Source organism: Myxococcus sp. CA051A, assembly GCF_013336705.1.
Classification (GTDB): Bacteria; Myxococcota; Myxococcia; order Myxococcales; family Myxococcaceae; genus Myxococcus; species Myxococcus llanfairpwllgwyngyllgogerychwyrndrobwllllantysiliogogogochensis.
This window is the reverse complement of sequence record NZ_JABUMS010000002.1, coordinates 1,035,997-1,049,606: the sequence shown is the minus strand read 5'-3', so window position 1 is coordinate 1,049,606 and position 13,610 is coordinate 1,035,997. Positions and strand designations below refer to the sequence as shown.

Genomic DNA, 13,610 nt, shown 5'->3' with positions numbered 1-13,610 from the left:
CGCCGGTGAAGTGACGCAGGATTATTTCCAGGACATCAGAGGAAAGCAAGGTACGGAGGCGTCTCGGACGGATTCATCCGGCGACGAGTCCTCCGCGACGGGGCAGGTGAAGACAGGCCTCCGCGTGGCGGACGACCAGGTGCCCGGGCACGCCAACGCCTTCACCGGAACGCCGCCTCGGCGGTGGAGGAGTTGCCCACGAGCGGTCGAGCAATCTGACCTCGTGGGTTTCACCGGAACACGAGGCGGAAGGACGCGCCGCCTCCGTTGCGGGACTCGTGAGGGACGCTTTATCGTTTCGCCTCAGTCCTGGAAGCACGGTTGCGCGGGGGGCCAGGAATTCAGGCTCGATAAGGCACCCCTTTGTTGATCATCCGTGACGAGCAGAAGCAGGTCTTCCAACAGGAGTCGCGTCGACGGTTCGAGGTCCTCCTCGCCGACTTCCTGCGAGAGCACTACCCCGCGGCCCGCCGCATGGCACCCGAGCTGCTCTCCGGGTTCGTCCACACGCAGGTCAGCAAGGCCGGGCCCTATGGGCTGGTGAGCCGGCGCGGCGCGGCGCTGTTCGTGGCGGCCGCCTGGCATCTGGGTGACGGCTTCGACCTGCGGTTGCGCGGAGGAAAGCGGCCCATCTTCGGCCGCGACACGTTCCCCTCTGAGCGCGAGGCGATGCTCGAGGACCTGCTCCACGAGTTGGGCGCGGGCGTGCCCGCCGGAGAGGGGGCCGGACGATGAGCGACACCTTCGACGATGACCCGCGCTCCAGACCCCCGTTTCGTCCCGCCCCTTCGTCCTCGAAGCCCCCCCATGGAGAGCCGCCCCACAAGCAGAGGACCCCCGCGAGTGGCACCTTCCCGCCCCCGTTGGAGGACGAGCCGAACCTGACGGACGACAGCGACTCCGAGACCGAGGCCGTCGTCCCAGGAGAGTGGCGCCCCTCCACCCGACTGAAGGGGCCCAAGGCCCTGGACGGTGGACAGAAGCGCGTTCACGGGAACTGGGATCCGCCTTCGGGCTCGGAAAGCGACGACAGCGACGACGACAGTGATGACGACAGTGGGGACGACTCCCAGTCCCCCATCATCCACGACAAGAAACGCACTCGGTACAGGTACGCGCGGACAGGAGAGCCCGAGTACCCATTCTTCCCTCCGCGGGCGTCGTCCTCGATGGACGTCGACCTGGTGGTCCTCCCCTGCGACCCCCCTTCACCGCCCCCCTTCGTCCCTGAGATGGAGGAGGACGAGGGCCCCGAGGAGACGGAGGGCTGGTTCTATGCCACCGCCAGCAAGTATGAACCCGATGACACAGGGGAGCGCGCCCTGGTGTGGTTGGACCTCGTCGAGGAGGAGTGGTTCGACGAGCGCGCGGAGCTGGAGCGACAGGATTTCCATCGCCAGAACCGGTGGACGCCCCTCTGGGAGCTGGAGTTCCAGGCGGACGGCTACCGCCATGAGGCGGGAGTCCCCACCGTCACCGTCGTCGTGGGGAACAGCAAGTTCCACATCCAGGAAGGCATCTGGTTCCGGGTCAGGGTTTCGTCCACCCGTCCCACCATGGACGTCGACAACGGCCCCCTGGAGGTGTCGTGCTACCGGCAGTTCCCCTCGCTGAAGTTCGGGCCCGAGCAGACCCGGTGGGTGCTGGAGCTGGAGGCGATTGGGGACCAGGGCAAGGAGCTGGCGCGCATCTATTCCATCCGCCCCGAGGACAGCACGGGCCAGCAGAGCACCAGCCTCAACCAGCACGTGTCCTATGTCGGCGTGTTCGACATCGGTCAGGGCAACTGCAACGCCCTCTTCGACGCGAATGGCCACCCGTTCGCCTACTTCGACTTCGGCCTGGGGGACGACAAGTCCCACAAGTACACGCGCCCGACGAACTACCAGCCCTGCATGGCCGGCAACCCCGTGGTCATCCTGTCGCACTTCGACACGGACCACCGGCAGCTCGCGGTGGAGAAGCCGCAGGCCATGCACCTGCCCTGGCTGGTCATCGAGAACAAGCCCGTCACCAGTGACAGGAACTTCTTCAACGCGCTGACCCACGTCCGCGTCATCTCCAACAACCAGCTCTGCTTCGAGGAATACCCCTGGGGCTTCGTGCTGCGCGCGGACTGGCCGGGCCACCACAACAGGGAGATCGACAAGAACGAGATTGGCCTCGCGGCGCTGGTGCGCGTGCAGGACGACAGCAACGCGCCGCCCATCGGCCAGCGCCGGGCGCTCGACGCGGGCGGCACGCGGCCAGAGCTGTTCCCGGAAGAGCGCTACGTCCTGCTCACTGGCGATGCGATGTTCCAGCACATCGCCTCGTGTCGCGCGGGAGACCTGGACGGCAAGGTGGTCGGCATCCTCGCGGCCCACCATGGCGCCAAGGACGGCCTGGAGGAGAAGTACATCCCGCTCGCCGCGCCGCCGCTGCACGGCCTGCCGCCCACGGTGGTGTACTCCTACGGCATCTTCTTCACGGGGAGCCTCAAGAACAAGGTCGGCAAGCACGGCTACGCGAAGAACGGCGGCGCGGGACACCCCTTCCCCGAAGCCGTCGACATGTACCGCGTGCGCGGCTACCACTACGTCCAGAAGACGGCGGAGGACATCGACGTCACCCTCATCAACACGAACACGAACGTCCTCGTGGTCCACCCCCGCCATGGAAAGGAACACAACGACAACGTCACCCTGAGCGGGGCCGCGCATGCGGTCTACAACGCGGGGCCGCACCCCATCCACAAGCTGGACGAGGACCACTACACCTTCCCGGTGCCTCGCGACGGCACGCCGAGGGTCGAAGCGGGCATCCTGTCCACCTGCGCCGTGCGCGTCTTCGACGCGGGTCCGAACACCTGGTGCTTCATTCGCAAGCCCGGGCACGGCCTCTCGGATGGAGACATCGTGGCCATCGCCGGGACGTCCAACGACAACCCGGCCATCGCCATCCACCGGTGTGACAAGAACTACGTCGCGGCGCCGCTCTCCGTCCTGGCCAGCCAGTTGGACGCGGATGGCACCCTGAATGGAGCGCCAGCCGCCGTCTACCACCTGCCCGCCAACCACTGCCTCGTCCGCCACGAGCGGCACGGCCTGGACGCCCACGGCGCGCCCCAGGTCAACCTGAACGGCGTGGGCCTGAACCCTGTCACCGTGCTGGACGAGGACCACTACATCTGGCCCCTGTCCACCAACGCCACGGCGACGCCCACCGTGAACAAGGTCGCCACCGCGGGCGTCACCGTGACGCTCATCGCGGTGCCCACCGGCGACGCGCTGGTCGTGGACCCGGGCCCCGCGCGCACACCCGGCATCCAGGTCCGCCTGCGCAAGTACGACGGTGGCGGCTTCCCCGCGGCGCTGACGCAGATGCCGCTGCAGCCCGTCCCTGGCGTCACCGGCTACTACACCGTCAATCAATGCCATCACAAGAATGACTCCTCCCCCATGCGCATGGAGCTCAACGGCGTGGTGGGCCAGCGTCGCCACTGCCTGCTGGGCTGGAGGGGACCCGGGACGCCGCCCGTAGGGCTCGCCGCGACGAACATCCAGGCGGCCACCACGGCGTATGAGCAGGCCGCCGCGCGTGTCTCCCACTGCTACGCCCAGGCCCAGGCGGCGACGCTCGTCGGGGGCGCGGCGGAGGCCGCGAGCAAGGTGACCGGCAACTCCGCGGCCGACGTGGCGGACGAGGCCGAGACGGAAATGACGGGCGCGGCCTTCGTGAACCTCCATCCCACGGCGGCGACCAAGACGGCCCTCCGCGACGCGATTCTCGCGGCGCGCGGCGAGCCCAATCGCAGCGCGGCCTCTCGCCTCATCAACGGCATCGTGCAGCGGCTGCGGCAGCCCGCCATCCTGGCCAGCCAGGAAGCGGAGCGACAGGCCCGCGCGTCCGTGCAGGTGGTCCACACGAACGGAGGCCCGCTGCCGCTCCAACTCGTGCATTGCCAGAAGCCGCCCGCGTCCCAACATCCCGTGGCCGCGAAGCCCGTCCCGGAGCCCGTGCTCGGCGTGGGGCCACGCGCCACGGGGACCTCCATGCCCCCGGGCGGCGGCGCTCCCGTCGTCGAGGCCACCGAGTTGCTCACCTTCCCCGCGGGCGAATGCCTGGTGCACCACCCGGCCCATGGGCTCGTGGGGACGAAGCAGGTGAGGCTGCGTGGCACGGGCGTGGCACTCCTGGATGGCGCGCGCAACGCCACCGTCGTCGACGCCCATCACTACCGGCTGGATGCCAGCGCGGGAGCGAACCACGTGCACACGCTGCCGAGCGTGGGCGTGCGCGTGACGCTGATGGACTTCCCCGAGGGCCAGTGCCTGCTTCACCACCCCGGCCAGGGCGCCACGCTGGGCTGCGTCCACGTCGACGGCTCCTCGGCCGGCGCGTGGGATGGCGACCACGAGGTGACGGAAATCATCGACGTGGACCACTACAAGCTGCGCTTCACCAGCGCGGTGGCCAACGGCGAGGCCGCCCAGGTGGACGGCACGGCGGTGACGCTGGACGATGACGGCACCGACACCATCGTCACCCACCTGGCCCATGGACGCGGGCTGGGTCCGGTGGTCGTCACGGAGAGCACGGACCCATCACTCGACGGGCCTCAGCGGGTCGTCGAGATTGTCGACGCGAACACCTACCGCACGGACAAGACGAGCCCGGTGAACGTGCATGCGACGGCGAAGCTGGGCGGGGTGGATGTCGTCCTGGACGCGGACCTCACGGGAAGTGTCGTCACCCACGCGAACCATGGACGAGGGCTGCGAATGGTGAAGCTCCAGGGCGCCAGCGTGCCCGCCTACGACGGCGCCCACCCTGTCGCCCGGAACCTGGACGCGGACTGGTCCCTCCTGGACGTGTCCCAGGGTGCGGCGGCGGAAGTCACCGGGCAGGTCGCCGGCAACAACGTCACGCTGCTGGACAAGGCCCCCACCGAAAGCCTCCTGCGCCAGACGCAAGCCGACGGCTTCTGGGGCACGGCCCAGGTGGAGTTGGTGGGCTCCACCGGCCACTTCCACGACGGCGAGCGCACGCTCGCGAACGTGGGCGGCACCCCCTCGCTGCGCACGCTTCCGCGCAACGAGAAGGTCTATCGCAAGGATGAGGTGGACCTCTTCGTCCCGGTGACGGTGGTGGACCACATGGGCAACCAGGCGGTGGCGCGTCACCCCAACCATGGCCTCAAGGGCGCGCCCATCGTCACCATCAACGGCGCCGCGGTCATCGCGCTGAACGCGGCGCATGCCGCCACCGTGGTGGACTCCAACCACTATGCCCTGCCCCTGGGCGCTCCCGCCGCCGCAGTCCAGAACATCACCTCGCAGGTGACGCGAACCCCGCTGGCCATCGCCGGACCGGCGGCTCCCGCCCAGGGAACCCCCAGGCATGGCGTCACCCTCAGCGTGATGGGAATCGCGGCGCTGAACGGGCACCACCAGACCGCTCAGGTCATCGATGAGACGAGCTACGAGTTGGCCATCACCACCGGCGCCGTCCACCTCGGCGTCGCCGGAATGGCGGACACCGGCATGGGGGCGGGCCCCGTGGCCATCACCCTGGATGATGACGGCACCTCCTGCACGGTGACCCACGCGGTGAACCACGACCTGGGCGCGGGCACGGTCACCATCACCGACGGCAACCACGTCGGAGGCACGTATGCCTATAATGGCCTGTATGCCGTTGCGGGCGTCACCGACGACGACTCCTACGACATCACCCTCCCGGTGTCGGGGGTGGTGAGGACCGTCAAGCTGAAGGCCAATGGGCGCACCGCCTACCTCGCGGACGACGGCGCGGGGGTGGGCACCCTGGAGCACTCGAATCCCCACGAGCGCGTCATCCACCTGGCCCCCGCGAACGCCGCGCCGGTCTCATGCCTTCCCGCCGCCTGCGACTTCACCAATCTCACCCAGGCATGAGCACCCACGCGGACAACGAAGGCCGACGGCTGCTCTCCGGCGAGCCGTTATGTGAAGAGGGCAGCTACCTCCAGGCGACGCTCGGCGGGTGGTTCCGCCTGAGCGAGTCCGGCGCCCCCGTGCTGCTCACCGTGGAGCACCTGTTGACGCCGGACCCCATCAGGGCCGCGTCCGCGTGCCTCGCGGTAGGAGGCCCGCCGCCGCGCCTGCGCTGGCAGGGGGAAGACGCCATCGTGAACCGCCGTCCCGAGGGGCGCTGGCTGTGCCACGCCACGTCGGGCGAGCGCGTCGCCCGGGTGCTGGCCTCGGGAGTCCGACCCGAGACGGGACACCAGGGTCCGCTCGACGCCTGCATCGCCGCGCCCGTGGCCCCGTCGCTCGGCTCGGACGAGTACCCGCCGCTGCCCTGGGTGCCCCGCGTCGCGGAGCCTCGCGAGGGCAGCACCGTGCTCAAGTTCACCCGGCGGGGCGGACTGCGTCACGGCCGCATCCTCTGCGTGAGCGAGTCTGGAGACGAGGTGCTCGTCACCTCCACCAGTGAGCAGCCCTTCGCGGTGGAAGGCGACTCGGGCGCGCTCCTCATCGACGTGGAGGCCCGTGCCGCCATCGGGCTGCACGTGGGTGAGGTCTACATGCGCTACGTAAAGGAGCGTCAGTGGGCCGTGTTGTGGCGGGCCCGTCCACTGCCGCTCCTGATGAAGGCCTTTCACCTGCGGCCCTACTGAACAGCCCTTACACGCGCACCGGGGACTCCGTCGCGAAGGACACACGGGCTTCAAGGTGCCTGCGCCGTCCTGCCCCACCCACGTCCGTGGCCCGAGGGTCGCGGTGGGGTGGCAGGGACAGCCTGCTCGGCGAGAACTTCCGCAGCGCCCAGCCGTACAATGGCGGCCACGCGCCCATGCCCGTGTTCTCCCACGAGTTCCTCGTCACGCTCACCGCCCTGTTCGACCCTGGCCTGAGCGAGCTGTAGCCACGCCAGGTCTTCCCTCTGGAGTCTCGCCCGACCATGAGCACGCACGGCCACGGCAAAGGCCCCCGGCTCATCGCCGGAGAGCCGCTGAGTGAGGAGGGCAGCCCCTACGAGACCTCCCTCGGAGGCTGGTTCCGCCTGCGTGAATCCGGCGACCCCGTGCTGCTCACCGTGGAGCACCGGCTGGGACCACCCGTCCTCCCACCGGCGCCCGGCGGCCTCACGATGGGAGGAGGACTGGTGCCACAACCTCCACCGGATTCGCGGAGAGAGGACGGCATCGTGGACCGCCGTCCCGAGGGGCGCTGGCTCCGCCACGTCATCACCCAGACCCGGGTCGCCCAGGTGATGGCCACGGAAGCCAGGCAGTGGAGCCCCTCGGGCCTGCTCGACGCCTGCATCGCCGCGCCCCTGGACCCGGCGGAGCGTGGCACGGGCGAGTACCCACCCGTGTCCTGGGTGCCCCGGGTGGCGGCGCCCCGCGTGGGCAGCACCGTGATGAAGTACACCTCCCGGGGAGGCCTGCATCGCGGCCGCATCATCTCCGTGGGCGAGGACGGACAAGAAGTGCTCGTCACGGCCACGGATGACCGGCCCTTCTCGATATCGGGTGAGCCGGGCGCGCTCCTCATCGACCTGGAGGCCCGCGCCGCCGTCGCGCTGTACCTGGGCGACGTCTACATGCGAGGCGTGAACGAACGACAGTGGGCCGTGCTGTGGAGCGCGCGCCCCTTGCCGCTCCTCATGGAAGCCTTCCGCCTGGCGCCGTTCTGAGCACCCCGCGCACGCGACTCAAGGGTGACGCTCCAGGACGATGTCCCGGCGCGCGAGCCACACGCCAGAGGCCGTGCGCGACAGCTTCACGATGCCACTTCCACCGCGAAGCTCCTGCTTCTCGCGGTAGCGCGGCGTCACGCCAAACTCGCCGTCGAACACGACGTCATCGACGTGGTACGCGGGCCGCCCCGGCTCGCCAATGAACAGGTGTACGTGCGCCGGCAGGGTGTCGTTCGGATAGGGCGCGGGCTTGATGGTTTCGAACGCATAGACGCCGTCCCCACCCGTCCTCGCCCACCCGCGCAACCGACCATGGCGACGGCTCCACTCGGACTCCCGCGTACCATTCGCATAGAGCCCGGCCGCGTTGGTGTGATGCGCGTAGATGACGACACCCGCGACGGGCTCGCGTGACTGAGCGCTCAACACCCGTCCCGTCAGCGTCATCCGCTCTCCGGCCTCCTCGGCGCTCGCCAGCCGAACGGTGGGAACCAGCCGCTCTGGTACCCGCTCCGCGACGGCTTCACATCCCTCGCAGGCGTAGAGCTGGGCCCTGACGCGGGGCGCCACGGGGACGGCTTCCGCTGGGACCGCGCAGGTGCAAGCCACCACACTCACGGCGCAGGACCCCAGCCCCAGCACGACGGAACGCCGACTCAGCTCTCGCATGAAGCCTCACAACAGGCGGCGCACCTCCGGATTCCAATCCCCTCGGACGTCCCGCGCGGACCTGGCTCCGTTCAACCCGGTGCATCGACACGACCAGCCTGGTGACGCGGGCCGGCGCGCTCCTGGCCCTCTCCATGACGCGCCCGCCAGCCGAGGGCGCGGAGCCCTTCCTTCTCGCGCTGGATGAAACTGTTCAAGGCGGCGGGCCCACGCTATGGTGGCAGCCGCTGTCGTCATTCCACTCGGAGCCGGACGTGAGCCTCACCCCGTCCAGCGCCCCACCTGGGTGACCCGGCACCTCCCACCCTGAACTTTGTTCGCCGTCCGAACAAAGTTTCGAGCGCCCCTCCAGGCGGCGTTCTCGCCGCGCGTGGCCACACTCGGCGGGCTCGAGGCGCCCCTCGTGCCCCCTTATCCCTCTCACGTCACCGTCGCCGCGACGCGTCAGGCAATGGGACGGGCCGCGTGCGGCGCCGTGTCTGGGTTTGGCGTCAAGGCCCTGTCACGCGGCGGCTTGCAATCCAACCAACGTCGCTGGTACTTTCTTCGTCACTCGAACGAATGAAGCACGGTTCGTGACGGAGTGACGGTGAGCCCCGGGGGTGTGGGCGGATGGGCACGGCGTGATTCACCTCACTCTCCTCTGAAGCAGAGCGCCTTTCTTGACGCATCGCACCACGCGAGCGTCGGTTCCTTGCGTCGTCTGGTTTCTTCGCAGTGCGAACGAAGTTTTCCAGCAGGGAGGGGAAGCCCATGCAACACAAGCGTTTCGCCTGGACGTGTGCCGCGGCGGGGTTGCTCGCCGCGATGAGCCTGCTCGGTGCGTGTGACCCGGAGGAGGACGACAAGACGCCCGACCCCCAGACTGACGCGGGGACGAAGCCCGACTCGGGAACTCCAGACGCAGGACAGCCGGACGCGGGGCCCGTGGACTCGGGGGTGCCGGACGCGGGTCCGCCAGACTCCGGGACTCCCGACGCGGGCGAGCCGGACGCGGGGCCTCCTGACGCGGGCCCCACCACGGCGCTTCCCCTGACGGTGGACGGAACGTGGGCGCCCAGCGGCTACATGGGCGACGGCGCGTCGGGCGGCATCGTCTCCGCGCCCGAGTGCGCCGCGACGCGGCCGGGCACGGGCAAGGGCGACTGCCACAAGTTCACCTATACGGCGGGCGGCGGCAACTGGGGTGGCGTGTGGTGGCAGTACCCCGAGAGCAATTGGGGTGACCTGCCCGGCTTCGAGGTCCCCGAGGGCGCGTCCGTCCTGTCCTTCTATGCGTGGGGAGCCACGGGAGGCGAGGTCGTCAAGTTCCTGGTGGGTCTGAGTACTACGGCCGACGGCTTCAGCCTCGATACCGGAGACCAGACGCTCACGGCGGAGCCAAAGGAGTACACAATCGACGTCAGCCGCGTCCGATACCGGAAGGTGGTGGGTGGTTTCGGCTGGGTAGCGGGGGGCAAGCCGACCCCGGTCGTCTTCTACGTCGACGACATCCAGTGGAGATGACACCCACCGCGCCTTCCGCGCGGCGGAATGGAGCGTAAGGGGACGATGAAAGTGGGAACGGCGGCACTGACGGTCGACGCGGCGGGCATGCGGGCGCAGAACAGCAGCCTGCTGCTCAACATGATCTGGCGCGAGCGCCAGATTTCCCGGGCGGAGATTGCCCGGAGGACGGAGCTGAGCCCGTCCACCGTGTCGGCCATCGTCGCGGACCTGGAGCACTCGGGGCTGGTGCGCAGCATCGGCGCCGGCGTCTCCCGAGGCGGCCGTCGCCCCACCCTCATCGGCTTCCGGGATGACGCCTTCAGCATCCTCGGCGTGGAGATGGGCGCCACCCACGTCTCCGTGGTGCTCACGGACCTGCGGGGCCGGGTGCGCACCCACCGCAGCGCCGCACAGCAGGTTCGCAACGACCCGGAGGGCACACTGAAGACGGTGCGGACATTGGTGCAGGAGTGCCTGGACGCCGAGCGCGTTCCCCGGCGCTCCGTCGTGGGCCTGGGCGTGGCCGCGCCCAGCCCGGTGCACCCGTCCGCGCCCGGGAAGATGTCCCCGCTCATCCTGCCGGCGTGGCGCGGCTACGACGTGCGGGAGGCCTTGAGCACCACGTTCGACCTGCCGGTGTTCGTGGACAACGACGCGAACCTCGGCGCGCTGTCGGAGTGCTACTGGGGCGCGGGCACCAGCGGCGAGGACCTGACGTACATCAAGCTGGCCACGGGCATCGGCTCCGGCCACATCATCCACGGCGACGTGTACCGCGGCGCCGGAGGCACGGCCGGAGAGATTGGCCACATCGCCGTCGACTCCGCGGGGCCCCCGTGCCTGTGCGGACTGCGCGGCTGCCTCGTCACCCTCATCGGCTCCGGGGCGCTGGTGGAGCGCGCGCGGGAGCTGATGGGCACCAAGGGCCGAAAGGCTCCGACGATTCGCGAGATTGTCGAAGGCGCGCGCGCGGGCGACCCGGCGGCGCGGCAAATCATCGATGGGCTGGGCCAGTACCTGGGCGTCGCCGTCGCGGGCCTGCTCAACCTGCTCAACCCCGCCATCGTCGTGCTCGGCGGGGAAATCTCCTCCGTGGGCGACCTCTTGTTGGACCCGTTGCGGGCGTCGGTGCGCAAGCGCGCGCTGTCCACGTCCATGGCGGAGACGCGCATCGTCACGTCCGCGCTGGGCGACAAGTCCATCGCGGTGGGCGCGGCCACACTCGTGCTCCAGGCGGCCCTCCGGGACCGCACGTTATTTCCCCTCCAACACGTCGGAAAAACCGCATGACGCCCAGCCGACTCCTCCCGTGGTTCGCGCTCCTGGGATGCATGGCCTGTGACCCGGCCCGCTCAGGACGCACCGACCCGCCCCCCACCACCGTCCAGCCCTCGCATCAGGATTGGAAGCTGGTGTGGCAGGACGAGTTCGACGGACCGGCGGGCACGCCTCCTTCCACCGAGCGGTGGAGCGCGGACGTCGGAGGAGACGGCTGGGGCAACGGCCAGTACGAGCACAACACCGCGCGGCCGGAGAACGCGTCGCTGGACGGCGAGGGCCGCCTGGTCATCACCGCGCGGCGCGAGCGATACCAGGGCAACGACTACACCTCCGCGCGCCTCACCACGCGCGGCAAGTTCGAGCGGACGTACGGGCGCTTCGAGGCGCGCATCCAGCTGCCCACGGGCAAGGGCATCTGGCCCGCCTTCTGGATGCTGGGCGCGAACTTCAACCAGGTGGGTTGGCCCACGTGCGGCGAAATCGACATCATGGAGCACCGGGGCCAGCTGCCCGCCATCGTCCGGGGCTCGCTGCACGGGCCAGGGTATTCGGGCGGGGAGAACGTGGGCCAGGAGCACGTCGTCGCGGGCGGCAGGCTCTACGAGGACTTCCACGTCTTCGCGGTGGAGTGGGACCCCGACCGCATCCGCTGGTTCGTGGATGACATCGCCTTCATGGAGGTGACACCCAGGGACCTGCCGGGCAACGCCCGCTGGGTGTTCGACCATCCGCACTTCCTCATCCTCAACGTCGCGGTGGGAGGCGGCTTCGTGGGCCCTGTGGACGGCACCACGCAGTTCCCCCAGCAGATGCGGGTGGACTATGTGCGCGCCTACTCGAGGGTGGAATGAGGCCCGCGGGCCTCGTCACCTCCGCCCTCCTCCTGCTTCTGTGCGCGGCGTGCTCGAACGAGCCCCGTCCGCGTCCGCCGGGGACCCTGTTCGTCTCCGTGGAGCAGCAGAGCGCGTGGGTGCGCAACTTCAACCCGCTCTTCCCGGGCGCGGGCTCTCGCTGGCCCACGCGCGCGGGCGTCTACGAGTGCCTGGAGCTCTACACACCGTCCAAGGGTGACTACCAGCCGTGGCTGGCCACGGGGCACGCGTGGTCCGAGGACCGCCGCACCCTGCGCTTCACGCTGCGCGAGGGCGTGCGCTGGTCCGACGGAAAGCCCTTCACCGCCGAGGACGTGGCCTACACCTTCCAGTTGCTGCGCAAGCACGCAGCCCTGGACGCGGGCGGCGTGTGGCGCTTCCTGGCGGACGTGCGCGCCGAAGGGCCGCACACGGTGGCCTTCCAGTTCTCGCGCACGTTCATCCCCGGCTTCGGGGACCTGGCCGCGCAGCCCATCGTCCCGCGCCACATCTGGGAGCGGGTGGCGGACCCGGTGACGTTCACGAATCCCAACCCCGTGGCCACCGGTCCGTTCACGCAGGTGAGTGTCTTCCGCAATCAGGTGTACGAACTGAGCCGCAACCCGTACTACTGGCAGCCCGGCAAGCCCGCCGTCAGGGCGCTGCGCTTCCTGGCCTTCCCCACCAATGACCAGGCGAACCTGGCGCTGGTGGAGGGCGAGGTGGACTGGGCGGGCAACTTCGTCCCCGCGGTGGACCGCACCTTCGTCGCCAGGGACCCGAAGCACCACGCGCGCTGGTTCCCGCTCTTCGGCAGCACCGTCTTCCTCTACCCCAACACCACCCAGCCCCCGCTGAACGACGTGCGCGTGCGCAAGGCGCTGAGCATGGCGTTGGACCGGGAGCGGCTGGTCGAAATCGCCATGTATGGCTACACGCGGCCGGCGGACGCCACGGGCCTCAACGACGCGTACACCGGCTGGCGGGACGCGGACGTCGCGGACGACGCGTGGGTGCGCCACGACGCGAAGGAGGCCGCGCGACTCCTGGACGAGGCGGGGCTCACGCGGGGGCCCGACGGGCTGCGCCGCCAGGCGGACGGCAGCCCGCTGACGCTGGACATCGAGGTGGTGGGCGGCTGGTCGGACTGGGTGCGCGCGGGGCAGGTCGTCGCGCGGGACTTGCGCAAGCTGGGCCTCCAGGCGCAGCTGCGCACGTACGAGTTCAGCGCGTGGCAGGCGCGACTCCAGAAGGGGGAGTTCCAGCTGGCCATCTCCTGGTCGCTGGACGGACCCACGCCGTACACCTTCTACAAGTGGATGCTGTCGTCCGCGACGGTGCGTCCGGTGGGCGAGGTGGCTCCCGCCAACTGGCAGCGCTACGGCGACAAGGAGACGGACGCGCTGCTGGAGCGCTTCGAAGTCACCGACTCGCGCGAGGAGCAGCAGGTGCTGATGGCGCAGGTGCAGCGGCGCTTCTCCGAGACGGCGCCGGCGATTCCGTTGTTCCCGAACCCGTCCTGGGGCGAGTCCAACTCCAAGCGCTTCACGGGCTTTCCCACCGAGGCGAACCCCTACGCCCGGCTTTCGCCCCACGCCGAGCCCGACAGCCTGCTGGTGCTGACGGCGCTCGCCCCGAGGGAGGCGCCCTGAC

Annotated in this window: 10 protein-coding genes; 9 read left to right on the top strand and 1 reads right to left on the bottom strand. The window is 69.7% G+C overall.

The window, feature by feature from the left end; translation table 11 throughout:
• Window positions 1–363: 363 nt before the first annotated feature.
• From HUA74_RS09545 to HUA74_RS09525, 5 genes are all read left to right on the top strand, one after another.
• Window positions 364–735, top strand: a complete 372-nt coding sequence (locus HUA74_RS09545; protein WP_174454255.1) for a hypothetical protein — start codon at window positions 364–366, stop codon at window positions 733–735.
• Window positions 732–5,918: a hypothetical protein gene (locus HUA74_RS09540; protein ID WP_174454254.1), complete on the top strand. Its 5,187-nt coding sequence runs from the start codon at window positions 732–734 to the stop codon at window positions 5,916–5,918. The genes HUA74_RS09545 and HUA74_RS09540 overlap by 4 nt, the downstream gene beginning before the upstream one ends.
• Window positions 5,915–6,643 (top strand): hypothetical protein, encoded by a 729-nt coding sequence (locus HUA74_RS09535; RefSeq protein WP_141644436.1) that lies wholly within the window; start codon window positions 5,915–5,917, stop codon window positions 6,641–6,643. Before HUA74_RS09540 ends, HUA74_RS09535 begins: the two co-directional genes overlap by 4 nt.
• Window positions 6,644–6,729: 86 nt before the next feature.
• A complete protein-coding gene (locus HUA74_RS09530) occupies window positions 6,730–6,891 on the top strand; it encodes a hypothetical protein (protein ID WP_174454253.1) in 162 nt (53 codons plus the stop codon).
• A gap of 36 nt (window positions 6,892–6,927) precedes the next feature.
• A complete protein-coding gene (locus HUA74_RS09525; protein ID WP_174454252.1) occupies window positions 6,928–7,665 on the top strand; it encodes a hypothetical protein in 738 nt (245 codons plus the stop codon).
• An 18-nt stretch (window positions 7,666–7,683) separates the two neighbouring features.
• Here the strand turns inward: HUA74_RS09525 and HUA74_RS09520 are convergent, their stop codons facing one another.
• Window positions 7,684–8,238, bottom strand: a complete 555-nt coding sequence (locus tag HUA74_RS09520) for an intradiol ring-cleavage dioxygenase (protein ID WP_174454251.1) — start codon at window positions 8,236–8,238, stop codon at window positions 7,684–7,686.
• Window positions 8,239–9,090: 852 nt separating this feature from the next.
• Between HUA74_RS09520 and HUA74_RS09515 the strand changes: the two genes are divergently transcribed.
• From HUA74_RS09515 to HUA74_RS09500, 4 genes are read left to right on the top strand one after another with little or no spacing between them, the layout of a single operon-like run.
• On the top strand, window positions 9,091–9,843 hold the full coding sequence (locus tag HUA74_RS09515; protein WP_174454250.1) for a hypothetical protein: 753 nt from the start codon (window positions 9,091–9,093) through the stop codon (window positions 9,841–9,843).
• 45 nt (window positions 9,844–9,888) lie between these two features.
• Window positions 9,889–11,115, top strand: coding sequence for an ROK family transcriptional regulator (locus HUA74_RS09510; RefSeq protein ID WP_141644432.1), 1,227 nt, complete (start codon window positions 9,889–9,891; stop codon window positions 11,113–11,115).
• Window positions 11,112–11,957: a family 16 glycosylhydrolase gene (locus HUA74_RS09505; RefSeq protein WP_174454249.1), complete on the top strand. Its 846-nt coding sequence runs from the start codon at window positions 11,112–11,114 to the stop codon at window positions 11,955–11,957. The genes HUA74_RS09510 and HUA74_RS09505 overlap by 4 nt, the downstream gene beginning before the upstream one ends.
• Window positions 11,954–13,609: an ABC transporter substrate-binding protein gene (locus tag HUA74_RS09500; protein WP_174454248.1), complete on the top strand. Its 1,656-nt coding sequence runs from the start codon at window positions 11,954–11,956 to the stop codon at window positions 13,607–13,609. The genes HUA74_RS09505 and HUA74_RS09500 overlap by 4 nt, the downstream gene beginning before the upstream one ends.
• Window position 13,610 lies beyond the last annotated feature (1 nt).

Excerpts from the sequence above, each read along its gene's own strand:
- HUA74_RS09540 (WP_174454254.1), top strand. The coding sequence starts at position 732 with ATGAGCGACACCTTCGACGATGACCCGCGCTCCAGACCCCCGTTTCGT.
- HUA74_RS09535 (WP_141644436.1), top strand. The coding sequence starts at position 5,915 with ATGAGCACCCACGCGGACAACGAAGGCCGACGGCTGCTCTCCGGCGAG.
- HUA74_RS09525 (WP_174454252.1), top strand. The coding sequence starts at position 6,928 with ATGAGCACGCACGGCCACGGCAAAGGCCCCCGGCTCATCGCCGGAGAG.
- HUA74_RS09515 (WP_174454250.1), top strand. The coding sequence starts at position 9,091 with ATGCAACACAAGCGTTTCGCCTGGACGTGTGCCGCGGCGGGGTTGCTC.
- HUA74_RS09510 (WP_141644432.1), top strand. The coding sequence starts at position 9,889 with ATGAAAGTGGGAACGGCGGCACTGACGGTCGACGCGGCGGGCATGCGG.
- HUA74_RS09505 (WP_174454249.1), top strand. The coding sequence starts at position 11,112 with ATGACGCCCAGCCGACTCCTCCCGTGGTTCGCGCTCCTGGGATGCATG.
- HUA74_RS09500 (WP_174454248.1), top strand. The coding sequence starts at position 11,954 with ATGAGGCCCGCGGGCCTCGTCACCTCCGCCCTCCTCCTGCTTCTGTGC.